Raw genomic sequence first — 25,750 nt, forward strand, 5'->3', positions numbered from 1 at the left:
GGGGCGGCCGCGCTCAGCCCTCGGCGACGACCCGGAACTTCTCGAGCGAGGTGTCGGTCGCGTCGGGAATCACCATCCCGGCGTTCACGCCGCTGCGCAGGTAGTCGACGACGGCGTCGTCGAGCCGCTCACCCGGCACGACGGCGGGAATGCCCGGCGGATAGGGGGTGATCTGCTCGGCCGCGATGCGCCCGGCGGCCCGGCCCGCGTCGACCATCTCCGCCCTGCCGAAGAACGCGTCGCGCGGCGACATCACCGAGTCGAGCTGCAGCTCGCCGGGGCTCGGCAGATACATCTTCGGCGGCGGATCGAACGACTCCGCGGCCTGCGACAGCGACTCGAGCGCCGCGACGAGCCGGTCCGTGGTGCCCTCGTCGTCCGCCATGGAGAGGGTGGCCAGGATGCGCCGGTGATCGGTCATGCCGAGGTCGAGCCGGCAGTGCTCGCGCAGCCAGTCGCTGCACTGATAGCCGGAGACGCCGAGTTCGCTCACGTCCAGGAGGATCTGCAGCCGATCGAGATCGTGCGAGGCCTCCTCGCCGAGCAACCGGTCCTCGAGGACGGTCGGCCCGTCGATCGCGGCGATCCGGTCGCGGGTACGCCGAGCCAGCTGCAGTGCGTCACCGAGCAACTCGGCGCCGTGCTCGACCATCTGCCGGCGCCACCCGTCGATGGCCGAGTAGATCATCACGTTCGGGCTCGTGGTCATCAGCAGGTCGGCACAGGCCGACAGGTGCGCCCCGTCCACCAGGTCGCCTTGTAGGTGGTACACCGATCCTTGCTCGAATCCGGCACCCATCTTGTGGACGCTGACCACGCAGATGTCGGCGCCGGCGTCCATGGCCCAGGTGGGCAGGTCGTCGTGGAACGGCAGGTGCGCGCCCCACGCCTCGTCGACGATGAGGGGCTTGCCCCGCTCGTGGCAGACCTTCGCGATGCCCTCGAGGTCCGCGCACGTGCCGTAGGGGCTCGGGCTGACGATCAGCGCGCCGGCCGCATCCGGGTACTTCTCCCACGTCGCGCGCACCTGGTCCGGCGACGGCGGATGGGAGAAGTGCATCTCCTCGTCCCACCGGGGTGTGATCCAGCGGGGCGTGACGCCGCTGAAGATCAGCCCGGCGACGATCGACTTGTGCGAGTCCCGGCCGACGAGCAGTCCCCCCGGATCGTTGCCCGCCACCGCCATCATCGCGGCCTTCACCGACAGGGAGCTGCCGCAGGTGGAGAAGAACGCCTGCTCCGCTCCGACCGCCTCGGCCATGAGCTGCTCGGCCCGCGACAGGTAGCCGTTGCCCGACTTCCGGTCGTCGAGGCCGCCCGAGGCGAGCACGTCCGAGCGGAACGTGTCGAGCCCGAGGACCTTCTTCACCCGCGGGTCGGCACCGCGGCCTTGGCGGTGGCCGGGCGGAGAGAAGCCGTAACGGTCGAGCCGGTGGTACTGATCCAGTGCATCCAGCAGGGGAGTTTCGGACTGATCCATGCCCGGGGGGTACCCCGCACGCGGACCGAAAATGCCCTGCCGCGGGTCGGCTTCGCGAGTCGGATTCCCCCGTCCCGCCGCCACCCGCGCGGGAACGAGGTTGTTCCGCCACCGATTCGGCGAATCGGCGTATTCGGTGGTCATCGTTGGAGCACAGTGTCAGTGAACACTTCTCGACGATCTTGGATCCCGGATGTTCCCGGCATTGGAGGCCCGATGCGCATCACTGTCACCGTCGACGGGACGACCTACACGGACGAGGTGGAACCGAGGCTGCTGCTCGTGCACTACCTGCGCGACCGGCTCGGCAAGGTCGGCACCGTGGTGGGCTGCGACACCAGCAACTGCGGTGCCTGCACCGTGCACCTCGACGGCCGCAGCGTCAAATCCTGCTCGGTGCTCGCCGTGCAGGCCGACGGTGCGGAGGTCACGACCGTCGAAGGCCTGTCCCGCGACGGCGTGCTGCACCCCGTCCAGCAGGCATTCCACGACAACCACGCACTGCAGTGCGGCTACTGCACGCCCGGCATGATCATGTCGACGATCGACCTGCTCGAGGAGAACCCCGATCCCGACGAGCACGAGGTGCGGCTGGGTCTCGAGGGCAACCTGTGCCGCTGCACCGGCTACCAGAACATCGTGCGGGCGGCGCTGGACGCGGCGCAGAAGGCCCGGGCCGCCGAACTGCAGACGGACAACACGACGGCAGGAGGCGGGCGATGACCAGCACCGTCGAACCCGAGATCGGCCAGTCGCGGCGGCGCAAGGAGGACGAGCACCTCGTCACCGGGCGCACCCGCTGGACCGACAACCTCGTCCTCCCCGGGATGCTGCACATGGCGATCCTGCGCAGCCCGTTCGCCCACGCCCGCATCACCTCGATCGACACGTCGGAAGCACGGCAGAGACCCGGCGTGGTGGCGGTGCTCACCGGCGCGGACGCCTCGCCGGAGCAGGGCAGCCTGCCGTGCGCGTGGGTGATCACCCCCGATATGAAGATCCCGCCCGCGCCGTCCCTGGCCGTCGACACGGTCAACTTCGCCGGGGAGGCCGTCGCCCTCGTCGTCGCGCGCAGCGCCTACGAGGCCCACGACGCCCTCGAGGCGATCGACGTGGACTACGACGAGCTGCCCGTGGTCCTCGACCTGGCGATCGCCGCCCGCGACGGCGCCGACCTCGTGCACCCGGACCTCGGCACCAACGTCAGCGCCACCTGGACGTTCGACTCCGCCGAGGCCGGCACCGGCGGCGACGTCGAGCAGGCCATCCGCGACGCCGAGGTCGTCGTCGAGCGCACGTTCCGGCAGCAGCGGCTCATCCCGGCGTTCATGGAACCGCGCTCCGTCGTCGTCGACCCGACCGGGCCGCAGATCACCGTGTGGTCGGCCACGCAGATCCCGCACATCCTCAAGATCATGCTGGCGATGACGCTGGGCATCCCCGAGCACAAGCTGCGGGTGATCGCACCGGACGTCGGCGGTGGTTTCGGCGGCAAGCTGCAGGTGACCCCGGAGGAACTGCTCGCACTGCTCGTCGCGCGCCGGCTCGGGAAACCGGTCAAGTACACCGAGACCCGCAGCGAGTCGATGGTCGCGGCGCATCACGGCCGCGACCAGATCCAGAAGCTCACCCTCGCCGCGCGCCGCGACGGCACCGTCGTCGGCCTGAAGGTCGAGCTGCTCGCCGACATGGGCGCCTACCTGAGGCTCGTCACCCCGGGCGTACCGATCCTGGGCGCGTTCATGTTCAACGGCATCTACAAGTTCGGCGCCTACCACTTCTCGTGCACCAACGTGTTCACCAACAAGGTGCCCACCGACGCCTACCGCGGGGCGGGCCGGCCGGAGGCGACGTTCGGGATCGAACGGATCATGGACGAGCTCGCCGCCGAGCTGTCGATGGATCCGCTCGAGCTGCGCGCCAAGAACTGGATCCGGCACGAGGAGTTCCCGTTCGACACCGTCGCGGGCCTGACGTACGACTCGGGCAACTACGAGGCGGCCACCGCGAAGGCCCGCGATCTGTTCCGGTACGACGAGTTGCGCCGCGAGCAGGAGGAACGCCGCCGCCGGCAGGACCCGGTCCAGCTCGGCATCGGGGTGTCGACCTTCACCGAGATGTGCGGCCTGGCGCCGTCGCGGGTACTCGGCTCGCTCAACTACGGGGCGGGCGGCTGGGAGCACGCCGCGATCCGCATGCTGCCCACCGGCCGGGTGGAGGTGGTCACCGGTTCGTCGTCGCACGGGCAGGGCCACGAGACGGCGTGGAGCCAGATCGTCGCCGACCGGCTCGGAGTGCCGTTCGAGGACATCGAGGTGCTGCACGGCGACACGCAGACCTCGCCGAAGGGGTTGGACACCTATGGATCCCGGTCCCTCGCCGTCGGCGGTATGGCCGTGGTCAAGGCCGCGGAGAAGGTGATCGCGAAGGCCCGCCCGATCGCGGCGCACATGATGGAGTGCTCGGAGGACGACCTCGAGTTCGCCGAGGGCCGGTTCCGGGTCCGGGGTACCGAGAAGGCCGTGGGCATGAGCGACATCGCGCTCGCGGTGTTCACCGCGGCCGACCTGCCCGAAGGCATCGAGCCGAACCTGGATTCCGAGGCCACCTACGACCCGGACAACTTTTCGTTCCCGCACGGCACGCACCTGTGCGCCGCCGAGGTGGACACCGAGACCGGGCAGGTGCGCATCCGCTCGTACGTGTGCGTCGACGACGTCGGGCACGTCGTGAACCCGCTCATCGTGGAGGGGCAGGTGCACGGCGGCCTCGCCCAGGGCATCGCGCAGGCCCTGTACGAGGAGGCCGTCCACGACGAGTCCGGCACCCTGCTCAGCGGTTCGTTCGCCGAGTACCTGCTGCCGTCGGCCGCGGACCTGCCGACGTTCACCACCGACCGCACCGAGACCCCCGCCACCGGAAACCCGCTGGGCGTCAAGGGGGTCGGCGAGTCCGGCACGATCGCCTCCACGCCGGCGGTGGTCAACGCCGTCCTCGACGCCGTGCGCCACCTCGGCGTGCGGGACATCGAGATGCCGTGCACCCCGATGCGGGTGTGGCACGCCGTCGAATCAGCTCGGCAATCGGCTCAGGGAGGCGCCCGATGATTCCGTCGACGTTCGACTACGTCGCGCCCACCACCATCGACGAGGCCGTCGCCGCGCTGGCCGCGGCCGGGGAGGACGCCAAGATCATCGCCGGCGGGCAGAGCCTGATGCCGGTGCTGCGGCTGCGGTTGGCCGCCCCCACCACGCTCGTCGACCTCGGGCGCGTCCCCGACCTGCGGGGGGTGCGCGAGGACGGCGGCGACCTCGTGATCGGCGCGATGACCACCCACCACGACGTGATCCACGATCCGCTCGTGCGTGAACACGCGCGGCTGCTCGCCGAAGCCACGAGCACGGTGGCCGACCCGCAGATCCGGCACCGCGGCACCCTCGGTGGGGCCCTGGCCCACGCCGATCCGGCCGGGGATCTCGGCGCGCCGGTGCTCGCCCTCGAGGCCACCCTCGTCGCGGCCGGACCGTCGGGGCGGCGCAGCATCCCCGTCGCGGAGTTCTTCGACGACTACTTCACCACCACCCTGCAGCCCGAGGAGATCCTCGTCGAGGTGCGGATCCCCAAGCTCACGGGATGGGCGGCGCGGTACGAGAAGTTCAACCGGGTGGCCCACGCCTGGTCGATCGTCGCGGTCGCCGCCACCGTGCAGACGGACGGCGGCACGATCCGTCAGGCCCGGGTGGCGCTGACGAACATGGCGGCCGTGCCCGTGCGGGCGCACGCCGTCGAGCAGGCCCTCGTCGGGCAGCCCGCGACGGCGGACACCGTCCGTGCCGCCGCCGAGCAGGCCACCGAGGGCACCTCACCCATGAGCGACGGCAACGCCGACGCCGACTACCGCCGCCAGCTCGCGCGGGTGCTCACGCGCCGTGCCGTGGCGACGGCAGCGGACGTCGCCTGAGCACACACTGGAGACGAACCATGCAACTCGAACACCACATGTCCGTGCCGGCACCCATCGACGAGGTGTGGACGGCACTGCTCGACCCCGAGAAGGTGGCACCCTGCATGCCCGGCGCCACCCTCACCGGCGTCGACGGCAACACCTTCACCGGCACGGTGAAGATCAAGATGGGACCGGTACAGCTGCTGTACAAGGGCACCGGGGAGTTCGTCGAGACCGACGAGCAGGCCCGCCGCGCGGTCATGGAGGCCGCCGCGAAGGACTCGCGCGGCAACGGCACCGTGAACGCGACGTTCACGATCACCCTCGTCGGCGACGGCGACCGCACCGAGGGCACCGTCGTGACCGACCTGTCCATCACCGGCAAGCCCGCCCAGTTCGGGCGGGGCATGATCTCCGACGTCGGCGGCAAGATCATCGAGCAGTTCACGGCGTGCCTGGCGGACAAGCTCGGTGGCCCGCCCGCCCCGGTGCCGACGCCGGAGGCCGCCGCGCCCCCACCCCCGGCGGGCGGGGCCCCGGAGGTGACCCCGGCCGTGCCGGTGACGGCGGCACCACAGCCCACCGAGGCCGCGCCGCTGGACCTGATGCAGTACGCCCGCGGGTCCGTGCTCAAGCGCGTCGGCCCGGCAGTGGCCGTGTCGGCGCTGGTGGCCCTGATCGTCTACCTGCTGCTGCGGCGCCGCCACCCCTGAGACCGCCTGTTCGCCCCTCCCCTCCTCGAGCGAATGTATCGTTCCGTCGGCCTGATCGAGTGAGCGATACATTCGCTCGGCACGGGCGGGCCGACGGAACCGGCCCCGATCACTGCAGCAGCCGCCAGATCCGGTCGCGGGAGAGCGGCAGCTCGTGCGGCCGGACCCCGATCGCGCGGCGCACCGCGTTCGCCAGCGCGGGCGCCACCGGGTTGAAGGGCGCCTCGCTCATCGACTTCGCGCCCATCGGGCCGAGCGCGTCGTAGGTGTCGGCGAAATACACCTCGGTGCGGGGCAGGTCGGCGTACTGCGGAATGTGGTAGTTCCGCAGCGCATCGGTGACGACGCGGCCGGTGGCGTCGGTGACGAGTTCCTCGTACAGCGCGACCCCGATCGCCTGGGCGGCGCCGCCCTCCACCTGGCCGCGGCACTGCTCGGGGTTGACCACGACGCCGGCGTCGGCGGCCTGCACCGACTGCAGGATCCGCAGCTCGCCGGTGCGCACGTCGACGGCGACGCGGAAGGCCTGCACGTTGAACGACAACGAGCGGGGCAGGCCGCCGTGGCTGCCCTCGGCCCGCAGCGTGCCGCCGGCCGCGTCGAGCAGTTCGCCGGGGGCGACGAGGCGGCCGCCCGCACGCACCCCGTCCGCCTCGGGCACCGCGTCGTCGGGGTCGGTGCCGGTGATCTGTCCGGCGAGTTTGACCATCCGCCGGCGCAGTTCCCGCGCGGCGGCGAGCAGCGCCTTGGCGGCGACGACCGTCCCCGACGATCCGTACGCACCGGTGTCGTGGGTGGTGACGTCGGTGTCGGACTGGCGGATCCGGATGCGGTCGGGGTGGGTGGCCAGCTCGGTGGCGGCGATCTGGGTGTGCACGGTGGTGGTGCCGTTGCCGAACTCGGCGGTACCGACCCGCGCGAGATAGGTGCCGTCGCGCAGCAGTTCGACGGACGTGTCGGCGACGTGCCCGCCCGGCGGGTTCGACGCGATCATCGCCAGGGCCATGCCCTCACCGACGCGCCACTGCGGCCCGGCCGGTTCCCCGGCACCGCCTCGGCGCATCGCGTCCTGCACCAGGTCCAGGCACTGGTCCAGCCCGTAGCTGCCGAAGATCAGATCGCCGCCCTCCGGGTGCGCGCCCACCAGGTCGTCGCCGGGCACGACGACGTTGCGCCGCCGCAACTCGTACGGGTCCATGCCGAGTTCGACGGCGAGCTCGTCCATCGCCGACTCGATTGCGAAGATGATCTGCCCCAGCCCGTAACCGCGGAACGCGCCGGAGGGACGATTGTTGGTGTACACGGCCTGGGCGTCGACCCGCTTGTTCGGGCACCGGTACACCTCGACGGATTCGCCGCATCCGTGGAACATCACTCCCGCCGAATGGTTTCCGTAGGCGCCCGCGTCGGAGAGCACATCGATCGCCAGGGCGGTGAGGACGCCGTCGGCACCGGCCGCGACCGTGACGTCCACGCGCATCGGATGCCGGCACGGCGCGACGGTGAGCTGATCGGTGCGGGTGAACTCCCACTGCACCGGGCGTCCGGTGCGCAGGACGGCCGCCGCGACGACGTCCTCGGCGAGCATCTCCTGTTTGGCGCCGAAGCCGCCGCCGACGCGCGCGGCGAACACCCGTACCCGATCGCGGTCGAGACCGAAGATGTGGCACAGCTCGTCGCGGACGAGGAACGGCACCTGCGTGGAACTGCGGATCACCAGGCGGCCCCCGGTCGCGAGATCACCGCTGCCGTCGATCCACCCGATGGCGCCGTGGGTCTCGAGGTGGGTGTGCTGCACGCGCTGCGTCTGCCACCGGCCGCGCACGACGGCGGCGGCCGCGGCAACGCCGGCGTCGACGTCACCGACCTCGCCGTGCAGTTCGGCGACGAGGTTGCGCGACGGATCGGCGATGCGGTTCTCGGGTCCCTTGTCCGCGTGCAGCAGCGGAGCGCCGGGCCGGCGCGCCTCGTCCGGGTCCAGGACGTACGGCAGCACCTCGTATTCGACGGCGAGCAGGCGACATCCCTCCTGTGCGAGCGCCGGGGTCTCGGCGACGACGGCCGCGACCCGCTGCCCGTGGTGGCGCAGGATCCGGTCGAACAGCACGGTGTCGTCGGGGTCGTCGTCCCGGTGTTCGTGGCGGGCCGTGGAGTACGCGACGGCCGGGGCGTCGCGGTGACAGAGCACCGCGTGCACGCCGGGCAGTGCCTCGGCGGCGGTGGTGTCGATCGAGACGATCCGTGCGTGGGCGTGCGGGCTGCCGAGCACGGCGACGTGCAGCGCACCGGCGACGGTGGTGTCGAAGGTGTAGGGCTCGGCGCCGGTCACCACCCGCGCGGCGGCCGGGGCACGCAGGGACCGCCCGCAGGAGGGCCCGGGCGCGGGCGCCTCCACGTTGGTGACGCCGCGCAGCGCGTCGTCGACGGATCGGTAGCCGGTGCACCGGCACAGGTTCCCCTTGAGCCGGTTCGGCAGGTCCGTCAGATCGTCGTCGGTCAGGGTGGCGGCGGTGACGATCATTCCGGCCGTGCAGAATCCGCACTGGAACCCGGCGGCGTCGACGAACCGCTGCTGCAGCGGATGCAGATCGTCACCGGTACCGAGGCCGGCGACGGTGGTCACGGCGTGGCCCTCGGCACGCACGGCGGGAAAGACGCACGAGTGCACCGCCTCTCCGTCGACGAGGACCGAGCAGGCGCCGCAGTCGCCGGCGTCGCAGCCCTTCTTGACCTCGAAGTGGGCGTGCTCGCGCAGCAGCGTGCGCAGGCACTGTCCCGGCCGGGGGTCGGCGTCGAGTTCGCGGCCGTTGACGGTGAACCTCACGACAGTTCCTCTCGGATCTCGTCGGCCAGGACGGCGGTGACGGCGCGGCGCCAGTCGGCGGCGCCGTGCGCGTCGGTGAAGTACGCGTCGGCCGGCACACCGGTACGCAGCGCGTCGGCGAGTTCGCCGGGCGTGGGTGGCTCGGGGAATCGGAACACGTAGGGCCGCACGGTCGCGGCGGTCACCGACAGCGTGAAGGCGCCGTCGGGGCCGACGCGGCCGATCACCACCGCGCCGGAGCGGCCGAGTGGGGCGAGCGCGATCTTGCGGAACGCGGTGCGCGACGCCAGCGCCGCCGCGGGGACGTGCACGCTGCGCAGCACCTCGCCCGGCCCGAGCAGATTCGTTCCGTTTCCGGTAACGAACTGCTGCAAGGGAATCCGTCGCTCCGCGCCGTCCGGCGCCCAGATCAGGGCGGTGGCGTCGAGCGCCGTGGACAGCGAGATCATCGCCCCCGCCGGGAACGCGAGGCAGACATTGCCGCCGACGGTGGCGCGCTTCCAGATCTTCCACGAGGCGAGCAGTGCCGCCGCGCACTGATGGAACAGCGCTGCGCTCGGCCATGTTTCGGTTCCCGACAGCGCGGCGAGGCGTTCCACGGTGCAGGTGGCCGCGATCTCGAGACCCGCGTCGGTGACGGTCAGAGCGGGCCAGCGCAGCCCGGACAGGTCCAGCAGCCGGCGCAGGTACGGCTGCGGCTCGGAGAACAGCCACGTCCCGCCGCCGACGAACGCCGTAGCAGCGTCGGCGACGAGATCCTCTCGGGTACAGGCTATGTCGTATGCGGTCACGGTGTGCAGGTCCATGCGCTCACCCCGCCTTCGCCACCAGGGCGTCGTGCGCGGCGGCAACCTCCGCGGCCACCGACGTCTCGTCGACGGTGCGCACCTCGTCGCGGCGCACCACCTCGCGACCGTCGATCAGCAGCAGCTCGAGCGGCGGCTGGGAGCCGAGCACGAGCGCGGCGACGGGATCGGTGATGCCCGCATGGGCGAGCGTGTCGATCCGCCACAGCGCGAGGTCGGCGAGCTTGCCGACCTCCAGGGAGCCGATCTCGTTCTCCCGGCCGAGGACCCGCGCCCCGCCGACGGTCGCCAGTTCCAGGCTCTGCCGGACCGTCATCGCGCGCGGCCCGCTGCGGGCCCGGGCGAACAGCGCGGCGTGGTGGGCCTCCTCGAGCATGCAGCACGACTCGTTGCTCGCCGCCCCGTCGACCCCGAGACCGAGCGGTACCCCCGCCGCGTACAGGTCGGCGGCGCGGGCGATGCCGGCACCGAGGCGGGCGTTGGACGTCGGGCAGTGCGCCGCGCCCGTGCCCGAGGCGGCGAGCACCCCGATGTCGCGGTCGTCCAGGTGCACGGCGTGCGCGTACCAGACGTCGGGGCCTGTCCAGTCGAGCGACTCCATGTACTGCACCGGATTGCAGCCGAACCGCTCCATGCAGAAGTCCTGCTCGTCGAGGGTCTCCGCGAGGTGGGTGTGCAGCCGCACCCCCAGATCGCGGGCGAGCACCGCGGACTGCTTCAGCAACTCCGTGCTCACCGAGAACGGCGAGCACGGTGCGAGCGCGATCCGCAGCATGGACCCGAACGACGGATCGTGCCACCTCTCCACGGCCCGTTGGCTCTCGACGAGGATGGTGTCGAGGTCCTCGACGACGTGGTCCGGCGGCAGGCCGCCCGCGCTCGCGCCGAGGTCCATGGATCCGCGGCACGGGTGGAACCGGACGCCGACGTCCGCGGCCGCGGCGATCTCCGCACCGAAGACGTCGCCGCCGTCGCGCGGGACCACGTAGTGGTGGTCGGTGCTGGTGGTGCAGCCGGTGCGGACGAGGTGGGCGAGGGCGCCCTTCGCCGCGACGTGCACGGCGTCGGCGTCGATCCCGCCCCAGACGGGGTACAGCGTCGTCAGCCACTCGAAGAGGGTGTGGTCGACGGCGAGGCCTCGGGTGATCCACTGGTACAGGTGGTGGTGGGTGTTCACCAGGCCGGGCGTCAGCACACAGCCGGTGCCGTCCACGAGGGTGGCGTCGGCGTAGCCGCGCGGCTCGCCGGCGCCCACGGCGACGATCCGGTTGCCCTCGACGACGACGTGCCCGCGCCGGTACTCGGCCCGTCCGGCGTCCATCGTCACCACGTGCGCGCCCTGGATCACGATCGGCCGGGTGGTGTTCGGCTGCATCGGCGTTGCTCCTCACGCTCGTCGACGCTCCCAGTCAACGCCCCGGAAACCGCAACATCCCGGTCGGCACACACGAAACGGAACCGAAATATCGGCTTCGTATTGTGCGATCGTCCAAACCCGTCACCCGGAGGTGAACGCCGTGCTGCTACAGGATGTCCTCGACGCACCGGAGCTCGGAATCCGCCTGCTGCACGGCGACTCCGATGCGCTCACCCGCCCGGTGCTGCGGGCGTGCACGACCGACATGCCCGATCCCACCCGCTACGTGAGCGCGGGATCGTTGGTGTTCACCGGCCTCGTCTGGCGGCGCACCGCGGCGGACGCGGACCTGTTCGTCACGCTGCTCGCCCGCGCCGGGGTCTCCGCCCTCGCCGCCGGGGAGGCGCTGCACGGGCAGGTGCCGTCCGACGTGGTCGAGGCCTGCGTCCGGCACGGGATACCGCTGCTCTCGGTGCCCGAGGAGGTGCCGTTCAGCCGGGTCATCGAGTACATGACCGGCCGGATGGCCGGGGCGCGGATGGACCGGTTGCAGACCGGCCTGGCCCGGCAGCGACGGCTGCTCACCGCGGTCGCCGACGGGTGCAGCCTCGACGAACTCACGGACCGGACCGCCCGGGAGTTCGGGGTGTCGGCGTGGCTGCTCACCGCCACCGGGATGCCCGTCGCCGGCGCCGATCCCCTGCCCGACGAGGATGTCGACGCCCTCACCAGGACCGCGCTGACCGCCGATCGCCTGCCCGCCGAGGTGGCGGGGGGATACACGGTGCTGCCCGTCGGTTCGGGGCTCGCCGACCGGATCGGCTCGTGGTACCTCGTGGTCCGGCACGCCGGCACCCCGGAGGCGGAGTGCCTCGACGCCTTCGGCGAACTCGCCGCGGTGGCGGCCCTCGACCGGGTGCGGCGGGAGGAACGCCGCCGGCTCGGGTGGGAGGCCGCGGACCGGACGCCCCCCGGGGGCGACATCGACTGCGGCAGATCACCGGTCGCCGTGGTGGTCGACCGTGCCCCGGCCGGCACCCCGGAGCAGCGCGCCGCGATGCGGGCCGCCGTGCAGGACGCGTTGTCCGGCGCCGTCACCACCGTCGACGTCGCCGGGCGCGTCGTCGCGCTGGTCGACGGCGACGAGTCCGAGGTGGTTGCCGCGCTGCGGCGGCGCCTGGGGCGCCTCGCTCCCGCGCTGGCCCGGACTCGCCTACTCGTCGGTGTCAGTGCCTGCGGCACAGGCGAATCCGTTGACGGCGCGGTGCGCTCCGCGGCCGCCGCCGTCGCCGCGGCGCGCGGCGACGCGGGGGCGGTGTGCGTGCGGGCGGCCGAGCTCGATTCCGCGCTCGGGTTGTTCACCGCCGTTCCCGATCAGTTGCGCCGCGCGTTCGCCGGGCGCATCCTCGGGCCCGTGCTCGAGCACGACCGGCGCACCGACGCCGGGCTGCTCGCCACCCTCGAGGCGTTCCTCGACTGCGACGGCTCCTGGCGCCGCACGGCGGACCGACTGCACGTGCACCTGAACACGGTCCGCTACCGGATCGGCCGCGTCGAGGCACTCACCGGCCGCGACCTCGGACGCATCGGCGACCGGCTCGACGTGTACCTCGCCGTGCGCGCCCTGGCATGAGAGCGGCCCGTCAGACGGCGCCGGTGTAGGCGTCCCAGGCGATCCCGGCGTCGGGGGCGTCCTCGCGCTGCACCGTCGCCTGGATGAGGCCGTAGGGCCGGTCGTCGGCGTGGAAGACCTCGTTGTCGTTGACCACGCCGAACCGCTCGAGGTCGTAGACGAAGTGATGCTTGTTGGGGGCCGACAGCCGGATCTCGGCGACGAACGGGTACTTCTCGAGCACGGCGCGTCCCATCTCGAAAAGAGTCTGCTGCAGTGCTTTCGACTGAAGGTTCGCGAACCGCTCGAGCATGGTCGCCTTGATCCCGGCGTAGGTGGCGTCCCAGTCGACGTCGGTCGTGGTGAACCGCCACCTCGCGACGAGGCTCGTCGCCATCACCCGGTCGCGAGTCGGCTCGAGGACCGTGTACGGATCGGTGAGGAACCCGGCGAACTCGGAACCGGTGGACTTGAGTACGACGAGGTCCTTCAGCCCGCCGATCACCCATTCCCGGCGCGCCCGGCCGGAACCCTGGACGGTCACCGCGGCGGTGCGTACCTCGGAGCCCTTCCGGGTCCAGGTGTGGTCGTGCCCCACCCCGTCGACGGCGACGCGCTCCCAGGCGTATTCCTCGATCTCGATGCGAGCCGAGTGGACGGGTTCGACGTCGTCGACGAAGTGCCGCGCGAGGGCGAGGGCGTAGGTCTCGACGAACTCGACGCCCTTGGCGTAGGCGTAGATCGTCTGCTTCTGGGTGTCGGTGGGCAGGACGGTGCCCTGGTCGCCCTCGAGGTGCGCGGCGCCGAAGTCGCCGCGCAGGCAGGACGAGACGTTCATGTCGCGGATCTCGTGCCGCGGGGTGTCGCGATGGATCCGCACCACGCGGTTCTCGGCCTTGCCGTACTGGTGCGGTCCGAGAACGATCTTGCCGGTCAGTTCGGTCATGGGGTCAGCTCCCGCGGTAGGTGGAGTAGGCGAACGGGGACAGCAACAGCGGCACGTGGAAGTGATTGCCGGCCACAGAGATCCGGAAGGTGACGACGACCTCCGGATAGAAGGGGACGATGTCGCGCTCGGCGAACCAGTCGCCCGTGCCGAAGGTGAGGGTGTAGGTGCCGGGCGGCAGGGGCTCGTCGGTCAGTGCGCGGATCCGGCCGTCGTCGTCGGTGCGTCCCGTCCCGAGGACGCTGCCGTCCGCGCCGGCCAGGGCGACGTGCACTCCGGCTGCCGGAGTCCCGGTGGTGGCGTCGAGCACGTGCGTACTGAGGGTGCTCATCGCCCGCCCCCGCGGGATGCGAGGTCGGCCTCGTCGAGCACGAGACGTTCGAGCCGGAGCCGGGTGATGTCGGCCAGGGCGGAGCGCACCTCCGCGGCCTCGGTGGCGGGATCGTTGCCGAGGCGGCGGTGGAGGATGTCGAGCAGCTCGGCGGCGGACCGCCCGGCCGCGCGCACGAGGTACACGTGCCCGAACCTGTCCTCGTAGGCACGGTTGCCGGCGGCGAGGGCGGCAAGGATCCGGGCGTCGGCGGTGGCGACGGCCGACTGCTCCCGCTGCGACGACGCGCTCTCCGAACGTTCCCCGATGCGCGGATGCCCGGCCAGGGCCTCGGCCCGGCCGTGGTCGTCGAGACCCGCGATCGCGACGGACACGGCGTCGAGCAGGGCCGGACGGTCGCCGTACGGGCGTCCAGCGGCCACCCGGGCGGCCCAGGTCGCGCCGGCGCAGCAGGTCGTCAGCAGCGCGACGGCCTCGGGTTCCGGCAGGGCGTCGAACTCGGCGACGGTGTACGGCACGGGAGCCTCCTTCGTTCCGGTGTCTCCACCCTCGCGCAGGCGGGGCGGCTCCCGGGGTGCCCGCAGCTACAAAGTCGGCCGCGGTCCGGCGGAGGGGTTTGGACGATCATCCAGGGCCGCGGTCCGGGCCGACCGCCACCGATCGACCGCCCGGAATGAAACCGGCGGCGACGGAGGTTGGACCCGGCGTGACGGATTCGACGAAGGCAGAGAACACGACGCAGACTCCCCCGCTCGGCCGCTTCGGCGTCTGGCGGCACGCGACCGGCCTCCCACCGGAGACCGGAGCCGAGATCGAGAAGCTCGGCTACGGCACCATCTGGATCGGCGGTTCGCCGCCCGCCGACCTCGAGGTGGCCGAACGCCTCCTCGACGCCACCGAGAACATCGTCGTGGCCACCGGCATCGTCAACATCTGGACCGCCCCCGCCGACGAGATCGCGGCCTCCTACCACCGGCTCGAGGAACGCCATCCCGGCCGCTTCCTGCTCGGTGTCGGCGTCGGCCACCCCGAGGCGCACGGTGAGACGTACCGCAAGCCCTACGCGGCCCTGGTCGAGTACCTGGACGTGCTCGACCGCGAGGGCGTGCCCGAGGCGCGGCGGGTCCTCGCCGCGCTGGGACCGAAGGTGCTGAAGCTGTCCGCGGACCGGGCCGCCGGAGCCCACCCCTACCTCACCACCCCCGAGCACACCCGCGAGGCGCGCGCCGTTCTCGGCCCGGGCGCCGTGCTCGCCCCCGAGCAGAAGATCGTGCTATCCACCGACGTCGCCACGGCCCGCACCATCGGCCGCAAGGCCGTGGCCAACCCGTATCTGAAGCTGCGCAACTACCGTGCGAATCTGGAACGCACCGGCTTCACCGCCGAGGAACTCGACAACGACGGCACCGACCGGGTCGTCGACGCGCTCGTCGCGCACGGCGACGCGGAATACATCGCGTCGCGTCTGCGGGAGCACCTCGACGCCGGGGCGGACCACGTCGCGGTCCAGGCCCTGCCGATGCGGGACGACCCGGTTCCGGCCCTGCGGGAGGTCGCCGCGGCGCTCGGGCTCTGAGGCCCGGAACCGCGACGACTCACCGCTCTACGCCCCGGATCCGGACGCAGCAGAACCCCGGTTCCGGGGCGAGTTCCGCGCAGAGCCGGTCGGTCCCGAGTCCGGCGACGACCCCGTCGAGCAGGGCGAGGTTCATCCCGCAGACCAGTTCACGGTGCTCGTTCGCCAGCCGGTCGAACGGGCAGTTCGCCAACCGCATCTGCCCGTCGCCGGACAGGCGCGGCTCGTAGCCGTGCCGGGCGAGCAGCCGCGCCATACGTTCGAGGTCGGTACCTCCCGCGTCCATAGGACCGGGCACCGTTCCGGCGGGCACGGCCGGGGTGGCCGCATTCGCGGCAATACGCCGGCCGTGCTCGACGGCAGCGGTCCGCACCGCCTCCGCGATGGGCACCGAGTCGCGCATCGACCGCTCGATCGCGGCCGCCAGAACCTCCCCGGCGAGGTCGTAGCGCCGCTCGGGCAGGGAGATCGACAGCTCGCGCGACGAGCGCCGATAGAGCTTCGACGGCCGTCCTGCACCCGGGCCCGTCCGCCCCGAGAGCCTGCGGTACTCCGTCTCGAGCAGGCCCTCCTCCACGAGCCGGTCGAGGTGGAACCTCGCTGCGTGCAGCGGCAGGCCTACCGCGGCCGCAGCCTGCTCGCGCCCGACCGCGTCCGTTTGTGCGGCGACGTAGCGGTAGAGGGACCTTCGAGCCGGGTCTGCCAGCGCACCGATCCCCGACGCCTGTTCGGCGAACTCGTCCTGCACGATTCCCCCTTCTAAAAGAGAAACTTCTTGACGTAATCTACGTCACACTTCTAAAATCAAATCTACTCTCTCTTAGAAGTCAGGAGACTTCGATGAGCCACACGCCCACCTCCCCCACCACGCTCCACTCCACCCCGGCCGGCACGAACGCCGGCGCCCGCCAGGCATTCGTCCTTCTCCGGACCGTGTTCACGGTGGCCCCGATCGCCTTCGGTCTCGACAAGTTCGCGAACCTGCTCACCGACTGGGAGCGCTACCTCGCACCCTGGATCGACGACCTCGTCCCGGGCACCGCCCACCAAGCCATGCTCGCGGTCGGCGTGGTCGAGATCCTCGCCGGCATCGTCGTCGCGATCAGACCCGCCATCGGCGGCTACGTCGTGGCCGCATGGCTGCTCGGCATCATCGTCGACCTGGTCACCCTCGGCGGCTACCTCGACATCGCGCTGCGCGACTTCGGATTGGCGGTCGCCGCCCTCGCCCTGGCCCGGCTGGCCACCGCCCCGGTGACTCGCCGCGGACCCACCCCGGGCACATCGTGAAACCGAGCCGCCGGTTCACGGACGTCCGACGGCGACCGTGGACCGGCGGCAGCGACCTCCCCACCGAAAGGTGACTCCGCCATGGACTGGGCCGGATGGGCGCTCTTCGGATCGGTGGCCACCACCGCCCTGACCGCAGTCATGATCGCCGCCCAACTGGCCGGTTACAGCCGCCTGGATCTGCCGCTCGTGCTCGGCACCGTCGTCACCGCCGACCCGGATCGTGCCCGGGTGGTCGGATTCTTCATCCACCTCGCGATCGGCCAGGCCTTCGCACTCGGCTACGCCGCCACCTTCGCGCTGCTCCACCGGGCGACGTGGTGGCTGGGCATGCTGCTCGGCCTGCTGCACGTCGCGGTCGCCTTGACGGTCCTGCTGCCACTACTGCCGGGCGTGCATCCGCGCATGGCCTCCCATCGAGCCGGGCCGCGGAGCACCGCGGTCCTCGAACCACCCGGCCTGCTCGGCCTGAACTACGGTGCGCAGACCCCCGCCGTCGCCGTCGCCGCCCATCTCGTCTACGGCACCGCACTCGGCCTTCTTCTCCAGGTGCGCTGAAATGACTTTCAGGATGACCGATTTCGACGAGAGTGGCATCGAGGACAGGGCGGGCACGCAGACCCGGATCGGGGACTACGGCCTGCTGGGCGACACCCGCACCGCGGCCCTGGTCTCCGGCGACGGATCGCTCGACTGGCTCTGCGTGCCCCGCTTCGACGGAGATCCCGTCTTCGGCCGACTCGTCGGCGGAGCGCCGGCGGGGCGGTTCCGGCTCGGGCCCGAGGGGCATGCCACCGTCGTCCGGCGCCGCTACCGCACGCACACCGCAACGCTGGAAACCACCTGGGACCTCGGCAACACCCGGCTCACCCTGAGCGAGGCGATGATCGCGGAGGTGGCCGGACGGCTGCTCCCGGCGACCGTCCTCGTGCGTCGCCTCTCCGTCGAGGGCGAAACTGCGCGCGCCGTCGTCGAATTCGATCCGAGGCTCGGTGAACGCCACCACCCCCCGAAGGTGCGGCGCGGTCCCGACCTCGTGTGCGAGTGGGGCTCGCTCGCCCTGTCCCTGGCCTGCGACTCCGGCACCCCGATCCCGCCGGGCCGGCCGACCTCGATCCTCGTGACCCCGCGGCATCCGGTCACCGTCGTCCTGACTGTGGCCCACCGCGAGCCGCTGATCCACCTCCCTCCCTCCGCGGCCTGGGAGCTCGTGACCGAGGACGAGGCACGCTGGCGGGCGTGGACGGCGGAGATCGCTCACGATCTGCCCTGTCGTGAGGCCGTCGTGCGAAGCCTGCTGACGCTGCGGCTGCTCACGTATTCCCCGTCGGGGGCGCCGATCGCCGCCCCGACGACGTCGTTACCCGAGTGGCCCGGCGGGGTCCGGAACTGGGACTACCGCTACGCCTGGCCGCGCGACGCCAGCATCGGCGTCGCAGCCTTCCTGGGCGCGGGCAAGGTCGACGAGGCACGCGGGTTCCTCGGATGGCTCCTGCACGCCAGCCGCCTGCAGCGGCCCCGCCTGCCGGTCCTGTTCACCCTCGACGGCCGGCACGCCCCCGCCGAACGCACCCTGCCGGGATGGCCGGGCTTCGCGGGCAGCGTACCCGTGCGGCTCGGCAACGACGCGGCCGATCAGCATCAGCTCGACGGCTACGGCTGGGTCGTCGACGCCGCATGGACGTTCGTCCGCTCCGGTCGGCCGCTGAATTCGGAAACCTGGCGCATGGTAAGGGGATTCGCCGATCACGTCTGTGCACGGTGGCGTGACCCGGACGCCGGCATCTGGGAGATCCGGGGCGACGCCGACCACCACGTGCACTCCAAGATGATGGCCTGGCTCGCCCTCGACCGGGCCCTGCGCATCGCCGAGACCCACCGCCTGTCCAGCCGTCGTCGCCGGCGCTGGCTCGCGGCGCGAGACGACCTCGCCGACGAGGTGCTCGCCCGCGGCTTCGACCGGATCGGAAATCGGTACACCCGCACCTACGGGTCGCGTGACATCGATGCCGCCCTGCTCGTGCTCCCCGTCCTGGGCATGGAGGATCCGGACTCGCACCGGGTGCGCGGCACGATCGACGCGATCCGCAGCGAGCTGTCGGCCGGAGGCCCTCTGCTCTACCGATATCCCCCCGGACAGGACGGGCTGCCCGGCGTCGAGGGCGCGTTCCTGCCGTGCTCCTTCTGGCTGGTCCAGGCGCTGGCCTTCACCGGCCGGCGGACCGAAGCCGGGGAACTGTTCGAAACGCTGCTGCGGCGCGCCGGCCCCCTCGGCCTGCTCCCGGAAGAGGTGGACCCGGGCACCGGCGCCTACCTCGGCAATTACCCGCAGGCGCTCACCCATGCCGCGGTGGTACAGGCCGCCCTCGCCCTCCGGGCTCACGGGGGAAGCGGATGAGCGGGGCCTCCGGGACCTTCTCTCCCCGGCTCCGGTGTGGAACAGTTTCCTCATGGCGATCCTCACGATCGCAGGCGTCGCGACAGCGGTGAGCGCATTCGCCTTCTACCGCCGGTGGCACCTGCGGTGGGGAGCGACGACCGCCGAGCACGCCGGTGCGATGCCCGGAGACGACATCCTCTCCTCGGCGACGTTCACTGCGACCCGTGCCCTCACGATCGAGGCGCCGGCCGAGTGCGTGTGGCCGTGGATCGTCCAGGTCGGCTACAACCGGGCCGGCTTCTACTCCTACGACCGTCTCGACAATCTGGGGCGGCCCAGCGCGACGACGATCGATCCGCGCCTGCAGTGCATCGAGGTCGGCGACGTGGCGGCGCCGATGGCGAGTCGGGCCACGGCGGCGACGTCCTTCCGGGTGCACTCCTTCGATCCGGGGCGCTGCCTCGTCTGGGCGAAGCCGGATTCGACGTGGTCGTGGCGCCTCGATCCCATCGACGACGGGCGACGGACCCGGCTCGTGAGCCGGTTGAAGGCCTCCTACCGGCCCACGCCGTCGCTTCCGCTCACCGTCGCGCTGATGGAACTGGCCGATTTCCCGATGATGCGCAGGATGCTGCTCGGCATCCGGGAACGCGCCGAACGCCTCGCCGGAGACGATCCCGCCTGCTCCCGGCAACGTCTGGAGGACACATGACTCGTACGACCGGCGACCTCGGCATGCTGCGGGCCGCGATGGAGGGCCCGGTTCTCGGACCCGGCGACGCGGACTACGACGAAGCGCGCACGGTGTGGAACGCCGACATCGACCGCCGCCCGGCCGCGATCGCACAATGCCGGAGCACCGCCGACGTGAAGGCGGCGATCGCCTACGCGACCGAGCACGGAATGGAGATGGCCGTGCGCGCGGGTGCGCACAGCACCGCGGGCGCCTCGGTCGTCGACGACGGCCTGGTGATCGACCTCGGATCGATGGATCACGTCGTCGTCGACCCGGAGAGCAGGCGAGTACGGGTCGGCGGGGGCGCCCTGTTGCGTGACCTCGATGCCGCCACGCAGGCCCACGGGCTCGCCGTCCCGGCCGGTCTGATCAGTCACACGGGCGTCGCGGGACTGACGCTGGGCGGAGGAATGGGCTGGCTCACCCGGCAGGCCGGATTGAGCATCGACAACCTCGAGTCGGCCGAGGTCGTCACTGCCGACGGCCGGATCCTGCGTGCCGCCGAGGACGAGAATCCGGACCTGTTCTGGGCGATCCGGGGCGGCGGCGGCAACTTCGGGGTGGTGACGGAGTTCGAGTTCCGCCTGCACGAGGCCGGCCCCGTCGTGCAGTTCGGGCTCCTGTTCTGGGGCCTGGATCAAGGCACCGAGGTGTTGCGGCTCGCCCGGGAGGTCATCGATACGCTGCCCCGCGAGCTGAACATTGTGATCGCCGGCGTGAACGCCCCACCCGCCCCGTTCGTGCCCGAGCAATACCACCTCCAGCCCGGCTATGCCTTCCTCGTCACCGGTTTCGGAGCACCGCAGACGCACGAGGACGCGCTGGCGCGGATTCGGCGCGCTCTGCCACCGCTGTTCGAGTTCGTCACGCCGATGCCCTACGTCGACGTGCAGCAGCTGCTCGACGAGGGCAACGCGTGGGGCTTCTACTGCTACGACAAGGGTTGCTACGTCGAAGATCTCTCCGACGATCTGATCGCGACAGTCGTCGATGTCGTGCCGCAGAAGAACTCGCCCCTGTCGCTCCTGTTGTTCTACCGGCTGGACGAGGCGTACTGCGAAACGAGGGAGGACGACACCGCTTTCGGCGGCGGACGGACGCCACGCTTCGCCGTCTTCATCGTCGGCGTCTGTCCCGATCCCGGTCTGCTGCCACCGGAGCGGGCCTGGGTGCGGTCCGTCTGGGAGGCCCTGCGCCCGTATTCGGTCGGCATCGGCGCGTACGTCAACTCCATGGCCGAGTTCGAACAGGACCGGGTGCGCGCCGCCTACGGCCCCACCAAATATGCCCGACTGGCCGAGATCAAGGCGAAGTACGATCCGCACAACGTCTTTCATCGGAACGCCAACATCGTTCCCGATGTACGGCGCGCGTGACACCGACGGATGACCGCCCCACGTCCGGTGGGACGTGACCGGGCGACTACTCCCCCGACGGCCGATACGGATCGGTGATCTCACGGAGCAGGGTGAGCGCCTCGCGCAGCTGCTTCATCCGGCGCGCACCGAGATGCTCGGTCCACTCGGCCTCGATCCGCGCCTCCTCGGCCCGGGCGACGTGGCCGGCCTCGGCGCCGCGCGGAGCGATCCGCACGAGTCGCGCGCGGGCGTCGGTGGGGTCGACCGTGCGTTCGACGTAGCCGGCCCGCTCGAGCTGGTCGACGAGGAAGCTGGCTGTCTGCTTGGCCACCTGGGCCTGTTCGGCGAGAACTGTCAGCCGGGTCCCACCGGGTCCGATCCGGGCGGCCACCCGCGCCTGGGCGAGCGTGATGTCGTCGTAGCCGGCGCGCCGCAGCGCCGCGAGAATGCGGTTCTCCGCCGAGCGCTGGGCGATGAACATCAGCACGGCGGCACTGAGGTCCTCGGCCATCATCCTCCCTTGCCGATAGTCCGATCATCGAACTATATTGGTACCAACATCGTACTGATTGTGCCCGTCCGGGAGGTGCGATATGACCGGCGAACCGATCGCCGGGGACTCGATTCCCCGCGGCCACGACGCCGTGCGCGTCTTCGAGGGCGCGGGTGCTGTCCGGCTTCGCGGACGTCTTCGAGCTCGAACGCACCAGGACCCGGCCACCGGTGTTCCGCTGAGACGGAAGGCTCCGGCGATGAACGACGACGAGGTGTGGGCCGCGATCGACAGCGAGCGACGACGCACGGCCGACCTGCTCGGGCAGCTGTCCGACGACGAATGGGTACAGCCGTCGCTGTGCGACGGCTGGACGGTACGCGACGTCGCGGCCCACCTGACCCTGCAGCAGCTGACCGTCGGGGACTGCGTCCGGATGGTTCTGCGTCATCCCGGCCCGCTGAACTCGATGATCTGCGCCGCCGCCCGCCGACGGGCGACCCTGCCGACCGACCGGTTGATCGCGGACCTGCGCGCGACGATCGGTTCCCGCCGCCGCAACGTGGGGCTGACCAGCCTCGAGCCCCTGAGCGACATCCTCGTGCACGGCCAGGACATCGCGATCCCGCTGCACCGCGACCTCGAGATGCCGGTGACCGCGGCGGCCGCGGCGGCCACCCGCGTGTGGTCCTTCGGCGGCAGGGGCAAGGCCCGGGTCTTCCGCTCCCTTCCGCTGCGCGGCTACCGGCTCACCGCCACGGACGTCGAATGGTCGGCCGGGGAGGGGCCGGAGATCCGGGGGCCGATCTCCGCGATCCTGTTGCTGCTCACCGGCCGCCGCGTGGCGCTGCCCCTGGTGTCCGGGCCGGGCGCGGACGAGTTGCGCGCGCGGTTGCCGGCCGGGTGATCAGGTTTCGGATGCGGCACGGCCCGCCCGGTCCGCTCCGCGCCACACCGCGGTACGACGAGTTCTCAACCCATGTGGGCGCGCAGCAGATCCTGGAACGGCGTGCCGGGGGCGCGCAGCGAGTTCCCCGACGAGCGCGGCCGCGCCGGGGAGGACGCGGGCGTGAAGCCGTCCACACCGGTCCGTTCACCGACGACGAGCGCTGCGAGTTCCTCGGCCGCCCGCCGGATCCGGCTGCCGAGGGCGGCGCCGGCCTCCCCGTCGCCGAAGTCCTCGGTCGCGGCGAACACGCCCGTGGGGACGACCACCGCGCGCAGGAACGTCAGCAGTGGACGCATCGCGAAGTCGAGCACCATCGAGTGCCGGGCCGAGCCCGCGGTCGCGGCGACGATCGTGGGCATGCCGTTCAGCGCGTCGGTGTCGAGCACGTCGAAGAACATCTTGAACAGGCCGCTGTAACTCGCGGTGAACACCGGAGTGACGGCGATCAGACCGTCGGCGTGCGACACCTGCTCACGCGCCCGCGCGACGGCCGGGGCCGGCAGGCCGCCGGTGGCGACCGTGATCGCGAGATCGGTTGCGAGATCGCGGAGTTCGATCACCTCGACATCCGCGGACTCACCCCGCGCGCCGACCGCCGCGGTGACGGCGGCGGCGATCCGGTCCGCCAGCAGACGCGTCGACGACGGTTGCGAGAGCCCGGCGGTGACGACGACGATGCGGCGGCTCATCGGGCGTCGGCCTCCTCGGCGGCGGACAGATCCACCTTTGCGGGAACCACGAGGCGGTGCGGGGAATCCGGACCCGCGGCGACGAGCGAGGCGTGCGTCGGGGGCTCCGACGGCACGTGCGCCGGGCGGCGTCGTTCGAACTCGGTGCGCAGCACGGGCACGACCTCGCGGCCGAGGATCTCGATCTGCTCGAGCACCACGTCGAGGGGCAGACCGGCGTGGTCCATGAGGAACAGCTGCCGCTGGTAGTCGCCCGCGTAGTCGGCGAAGCCCAGGGTGCGCTCGATCACCTGCTCGGGGGTGCCGACGGTCAGCGGGGTCGTCGCGGAGAAGTCCTCGAGCGACGGTCCGTGACCGTAGACGGGGGCGTTGTCGAAGTACGGCCGGAAGACGCGCTTGGCCTTCTCCTCGGTCTCCGCCATGAACACCTGGCCGCCGAGGCCGACGATCGCCTGGTCGGCGGCGCCGTGGCCGTACTGCTCGAACCGGGTGCGGTAGAGGCTGATCATCTGCTGGATGTGTTCCCGGTTCCAGAAGATGTTGTTGTGGAAGAAGCCGTCGCCGTAGAACGCGGCCTGCTCGGCGATCTCCGGCGAGCGGATCGAGCCGTGCCACACGAACGGCGGGGTGTCGTCGAGCGGCCAGGGGGTCGAGGTGTAGCCGCGCAGCGGGGTGCGGAACTTGCCTTCCCAATCGAGGGCCTTCTCCCGCCACAGGCGGCGCAGCAGGTGGTAGTTCTCGATCGCGAGCGGGATGCCCTGGCGGATGTCCTTGCCGAACCACGGGTAGACCGGGCCGGTGTTGCCGCGGCCCATCATGAGGTCGACGCGGCCGCCCGAGAGGTGCTGCAGCATCGCGAAGTCCTCGGCGATCTTCAGCGGATCGTTCGTCGTGATCAGCGTCGTGGCCGTGGAAAGGATCAGTTTCTCGGTCCTGGCGGCGATCCAGCCGAGCATGGTGGTGGGCGACGACGGGACGAAGGGCGGATTGTGGTGCTCGCCGCTCGCGAAGACGTCGAGCCCGACCTCCTCGGCCTTCAGCGCGATCTCCGTCATCGCGACGATGCGTTCGTGCTCGGTGGGTACGCGGCCCGTGGTGGGGTCGCGGGTCACGTCGCCGATGGTGAAGATGCCGAACTGCACGATGAGCCTCCGTCAATAGTTGATTACTCAACTATACGAACCGGTGCGGTGCGGGCGATATTCCGGCCACCCGGACACCGGCGCGGCGGCATGTCAGAAGACGGGCAGGCCCAAGCGGCGCCGCAGGCGCAGGTCGACCAGATACGCCTTCCACGGAATGCTCCACAGTCCCGGCGTCAGCCGGTGCACGGCGCGCAGCAGGCGCAGGTACCGGGCGAAGGCGCGCTGGTCGTCCGACGACCACTCGAATTCCATGACCGCGCGGAATTCCGGCGGTAACGCTCCTCGTGTGACGAGCCGGAACGGGCGGCCGAGCGCTCGGTGTATCGCGTAGCCGGCCCGGCCCAGCCGGACCTCGAGGAAACGGAGGTCCGCCAGGGCGGCGAGATAGGTACGGACTTCGTCCGTCATCGACACCTCGTCCAGGCCCGCACGCCACACGCTGTCGTACTCCTCGCGCGTGACCGGCCACGCCCCGGGCCGCACGTTCAAGGTGGTGCCCAACGTGGCCCCGTCGCGAAGCACCCGCTCGTACTCGGCGTCGGTCAACGGACCGTGCAGGTATTCGTACTGGTCGACGAAGTACTTCAGCAGGCACACCGCCACCCACAACTGCAGCTTGGGAGAGTTGGCGCTGTAGGGGGTCACCGAATCCGGCCCGGACACGACCCGGGCGTGGATTCGCCGTACCGCTTCCCGCACGTAGGCGCGATCGTCCTCGTTGCCGAATACCGCCACCGCGAGGTACGTCGTGGTGGTGCGGGCGCGCTTGACGGGATGCAGATCCGCCCGGCCGGAGTGCACCGCGCTCTCGATCACTCCCTGCCCCACTCCGGGCACGGCCAGTTGCATGATGACATTCGCCGCGTTGATCGATCCCCCCAGAGGCGAGACAAGATCACCGACGGTACGGATCGTCCGCATACACCCTCCATCTGACAACGATCGTACTCACTTTACGCTGCACATCGACCCCACCTCAACGGCCCGCAGACCATTCGATCGAGCGTCGCCGGGTGCTCGCTACGGAGCGGGACGCGAGCGGGACCGTCTGCCGGGTCCACGATTCGGGCCCGCCCTCGGAGGCAGCCGAGGCACCATGTGTCGATCGGCATCGACGCC

24 protein-coding genes are annotated in these 25,750 nt (G+C 71.3%); 12 read left to right on the forward strand and 12 right to left on the reverse strand.

The genetic code is table 11. The features are described from left to right. Window positions 1-13: 13 nt before the first annotated feature. Window positions 14-1,480: an aminotransferase class I/II-fold pyridoxal phosphate-dependent enzyme gene (locus KZJ41_RS27075; RefSeq protein WP_006944120.1), complete on the reverse strand. Its 1,467-nt coding sequence runs from the start codon at window positions 1,478-1,480 to the stop codon at window positions 14-16. A gap of 216 nt (window positions 1,481-1,696) precedes the next feature. Here KZJ41_RS27075 and KZJ41_RS27080 point away from each other — a divergent pair, with 216 nt between their 5' ends. Genes KZJ41_RS27080 through KZJ41_RS27095 form a run of 4 tightly spaced genes read left to right on the forward strand, consistent with a single transcriptional unit; the run spans window position 1,697 to window position 6,139 of the window. Beyond that, window positions 1,697-2,203: a (2Fe-2S)-binding protein gene (locus KZJ41_RS27080; protein WP_006944121.1), complete on the forward strand. Its 507-nt coding sequence runs from the start codon at window positions 1,697-1,699 to the stop codon at window positions 2,201-2,203. Continuing rightward, the gene (locus tag KZJ41_RS27085) at window positions 2,200-4,587 is read left to right on the forward strand and encodes a xanthine dehydrogenase family protein molybdopterin-binding subunit (protein ID WP_102800086.1); all 2,388 of its coding nucleotides are present in this window, start codon (window positions 2,200-2,202) and stop codon (window positions 4,585-4,587) included. The genes KZJ41_RS27080 and KZJ41_RS27085 overlap by 4 nt, the downstream gene beginning before the upstream one ends. Continuing rightward, complete coding sequence (locus KZJ41_RS27090) at window positions 4,584-5,441, forward strand: xanthine dehydrogenase family protein subunit M (protein ID WP_043796811.1); 858 nt, start codon at window positions 4,584-4,586, stop codon at window positions 5,439-5,441. The genes KZJ41_RS27085 and KZJ41_RS27090 overlap by 4 nt, the downstream gene beginning before the upstream one ends. A 20-nt stretch (window positions 5,442-5,461) precedes the next feature. Beyond that, window positions 5,462-6,139, forward strand: coding sequence for an SRPBCC family protein (locus KZJ41_RS27095; protein ID WP_006944129.1), 678 nt, complete (start codon window positions 5,462-5,464; stop codon window positions 6,137-6,139). Window positions 6,140-6,248: 109 nt separating this feature from the next. On the opposite strand, the gene KZJ41_RS27100 is transcribed toward KZJ41_RS27095, so the two are convergent. Genes KZJ41_RS27100 through KZJ41_RS27110 form a run of 3 tightly spaced genes read right to left on the reverse strand, consistent with a single transcriptional unit; the run spans window position 6,249 to window position 11,144 of the window. After that, window positions 6,249-8,963 (reverse strand): molybdopterin cofactor-binding domain-containing protein, encoded by a 2,715-nt coding sequence (locus tag KZJ41_RS27100; RefSeq protein WP_102800087.1) that lies wholly within the window; start codon window positions 8,961-8,963, stop codon window positions 6,249-6,251. Continuing rightward, window positions 8,960-9,769 carry a xanthine dehydrogenase family protein subunit M gene (locus KZJ41_RS27105; RefSeq protein WP_006944137.1) on the reverse strand — a complete coding sequence of 270 codons (810 nt, stop codon included), beginning with the start codon at window positions 9,767-9,769 and terminating at the stop codon, window positions 8,960-8,962. Before KZJ41_RS27105 ends, KZJ41_RS27100 begins: the two co-directional genes overlap by 4 nt. A 4-nt stretch (window positions 9,770-9,773) precedes the next feature. Then, the gene (locus tag KZJ41_RS27110; RefSeq protein WP_006944138.1) at window positions 9,774-11,144 is read right to left on the reverse strand and encodes an 8-oxoguanine deaminase; all 1,371 of its coding nucleotides are present in this window, start codon (window positions 11,142-11,144) and stop codon (window positions 9,774-9,776) included. A gap of 142 nt (window positions 11,145-11,286) precedes the next feature. On the opposite strand from KZJ41_RS27110, the gene KZJ41_RS27115 reads away from it, so the two are divergent. Then, window positions 11,287-12,759, forward strand: coding sequence for a PucR family transcriptional regulator (locus KZJ41_RS27115; protein ID WP_029546639.1), 1,473 nt, complete (start codon window positions 11,287-11,289; stop codon window positions 12,757-12,759). Between the two features lie 10 nt (window positions 12,760-12,769). On the opposite strand, the gene pucL is transcribed toward KZJ41_RS27115, so the two are convergent. Genes pucL through uraD form a run of 3 tightly spaced genes read right to left on the reverse strand, consistent with a single transcriptional unit; the run spans window position 12,770 to window position 14,533 of the window. Further along, the gene (pucL, locus tag KZJ41_RS27120; RefSeq protein WP_065923315.1) at window positions 12,770-13,684 is read right to left on the reverse strand and encodes a factor-independent urate hydroxylase; all 915 of its coding nucleotides are present in this window, start codon (window positions 13,682-13,684) and stop codon (window positions 12,770-12,772) included. Window positions 13,685-13,688: 4 nt separating this feature from the next. Next, entirely contained in the window at window positions 13,689-14,015 is a 327-nt protein-coding gene (uraH, locus tag KZJ41_RS27125; RefSeq protein ID WP_006944145.1) for a hydroxyisourate hydrolase, read from the reverse strand. Then, window positions 14,012-14,533, reverse strand: coding sequence for a 2-oxo-4-hydroxy-4-carboxy-5-ureidoimidazoline decarboxylase (gene uraD / locus KZJ41_RS27130; RefSeq protein WP_065923314.1), 522 nt, complete (start codon window positions 14,531-14,533; stop codon window positions 14,012-14,014). Before uraD ends, uraH begins: the two co-directional genes overlap by 4 nt. Before the next feature lie 155 nt (window positions 14,534-14,688). Between uraD and KZJ41_RS27135 the strand changes: the two genes are divergently transcribed. Next, window positions 14,689-15,591, forward strand: a complete 903-nt coding sequence (locus KZJ41_RS27135) for an LLM class F420-dependent oxidoreductase (protein ID WP_029546642.1) — start codon at window positions 14,689-14,691, stop codon at window positions 15,589-15,591. A 19-nt stretch (window positions 15,592-15,610) separates the two neighbouring features. On the opposite strand, the gene KZJ41_RS27140 is transcribed toward KZJ41_RS27135, so the two are convergent. After that, window positions 15,611-16,339: a metalloregulator ArsR/SmtB family transcription factor gene (locus KZJ41_RS27140; protein WP_065923313.1), complete on the reverse strand. Its 729-nt coding sequence runs from the start codon at window positions 16,337-16,339 to the stop codon at window positions 15,611-15,613. Between the two features lie 92 nt (window positions 16,340-16,431). Between KZJ41_RS27140 and KZJ41_RS27145 the strand changes: the two genes are divergently transcribed. From KZJ41_RS27145 to KZJ41_RS27165, 5 genes are all read left to right on the forward strand, one after another. After that, window positions 16,432-16,881: a hypothetical protein gene (locus KZJ41_RS27145; RefSeq protein WP_006944152.1), complete on the forward strand. Its 450-nt coding sequence runs from the start codon at window positions 16,432-16,434 to the stop codon at window positions 16,879-16,881. 81 nt (window positions 16,882-16,962) lie between these two features. Beyond that, the gene (locus KZJ41_RS27150; RefSeq protein ID WP_006944153.1) at window positions 16,963-17,439 is read left to right on the forward strand and encodes a hypothetical protein; all 477 of its coding nucleotides are present in this window, start codon (window positions 16,963-16,965) and stop codon (window positions 17,437-17,439) included. A gap of 13 nt (window positions 17,440-17,452) precedes the next feature. Beyond that, window positions 17,453-19,279 (forward strand): glycoside hydrolase family 15 protein, encoded by a 1,827-nt coding sequence (locus KZJ41_RS27155; protein WP_065923312.1) that lies wholly within the window; start codon window positions 17,453-17,455, stop codon window positions 19,277-19,279. Window positions 19,280-19,331: 52 nt separating this feature from the next. Next, window positions 19,332-19,973 carry a hypothetical protein gene (locus KZJ41_RS27160; protein WP_006944155.1) on the forward strand — a complete coding sequence of 214 codons (642 nt, stop codon included), beginning with the start codon at window positions 19,332-19,334 and terminating at the stop codon, window positions 19,971-19,973. Beyond that, window positions 19,970-21,373, forward strand: coding sequence for an FAD-binding oxidoreductase (locus tag KZJ41_RS27165; RefSeq protein WP_029546646.1), 1,404 nt, complete (start codon window positions 19,970-19,972; stop codon window positions 21,371-21,373). The genes KZJ41_RS27160 and KZJ41_RS27165 overlap by 4 nt, the downstream gene beginning before the upstream one ends. Before the next feature lie 46 nt (window positions 21,374-21,419). On the opposite strand, the gene KZJ41_RS27170 is transcribed toward KZJ41_RS27165, so the two are convergent. Beyond that, the gene (locus KZJ41_RS27170; protein WP_080688420.1) at window positions 21,420-21,866 is read right to left on the reverse strand and encodes a MarR family winged helix-turn-helix transcriptional regulator; all 447 of its coding nucleotides are present in this window, start codon (window positions 21,864-21,866) and stop codon (window positions 21,420-21,422) included. A gap of 241 nt (window positions 21,867-22,107) precedes the next feature. On the opposite strand from KZJ41_RS27170, the gene KZJ41_RS27175 reads away from it, so the two are divergent. Continuing rightward, on the forward strand, window positions 22,108-22,755 hold the full coding sequence (locus tag KZJ41_RS27175) for a maleylpyruvate isomerase family mycothiol-dependent enzyme (RefSeq protein ID WP_029546648.1): 648 nt from the start codon (window positions 22,108-22,110) through the stop codon (window positions 22,753-22,755). A gap of 65 nt (window positions 22,756-22,820) precedes the next feature. On the opposite strand, the gene KZJ41_RS27180 is transcribed toward KZJ41_RS27175, so the two are convergent. The 3 genes from KZJ41_RS27180 to KZJ41_RS27190 all read right to left on the reverse strand — a co-directional run bounded on the left by KZJ41_RS27180 (window position 22,821) and on the right by KZJ41_RS27190 (window position 25,552). Further along, window positions 22,821-23,486 (reverse strand): FMN reductase, encoded by a 666-nt coding sequence (locus KZJ41_RS27180; protein ID WP_050036127.1) that lies wholly within the window; start codon window positions 23,484-23,486, stop codon window positions 22,821-22,823. Continuing rightward, complete coding sequence (locus KZJ41_RS27185) at window positions 23,483-24,628, reverse strand: LLM class flavin-dependent oxidoreductase (protein WP_006932509.1); 1,146 nt, start codon at window positions 24,626-24,628, stop codon at window positions 23,483-23,485. The genes KZJ41_RS27180 and KZJ41_RS27185 overlap by 4 nt, the downstream gene beginning before the upstream one ends. A 93-nt stretch (window positions 24,629-24,721) precedes the next feature. Then, window positions 24,722-25,552 (reverse strand): oxygenase MpaB family protein, encoded by an 831-nt coding sequence (locus KZJ41_RS27190; protein ID WP_043796829.1) that lies wholly within the window; start codon window positions 25,550-25,552, stop codon window positions 24,722-24,724. Window positions 25,553-25,750: the final 198 nt, after the last annotated feature.

This window comes from Rhodococcus sp. 11-3 (assembly GCF_023704055.1).
Lineage (GTDB): Bacteria > Actinomycetota > Actinomycetes > Mycobacteriales > Mycobacteriaceae > Rhodococcus > Rhodococcus aetherivorans.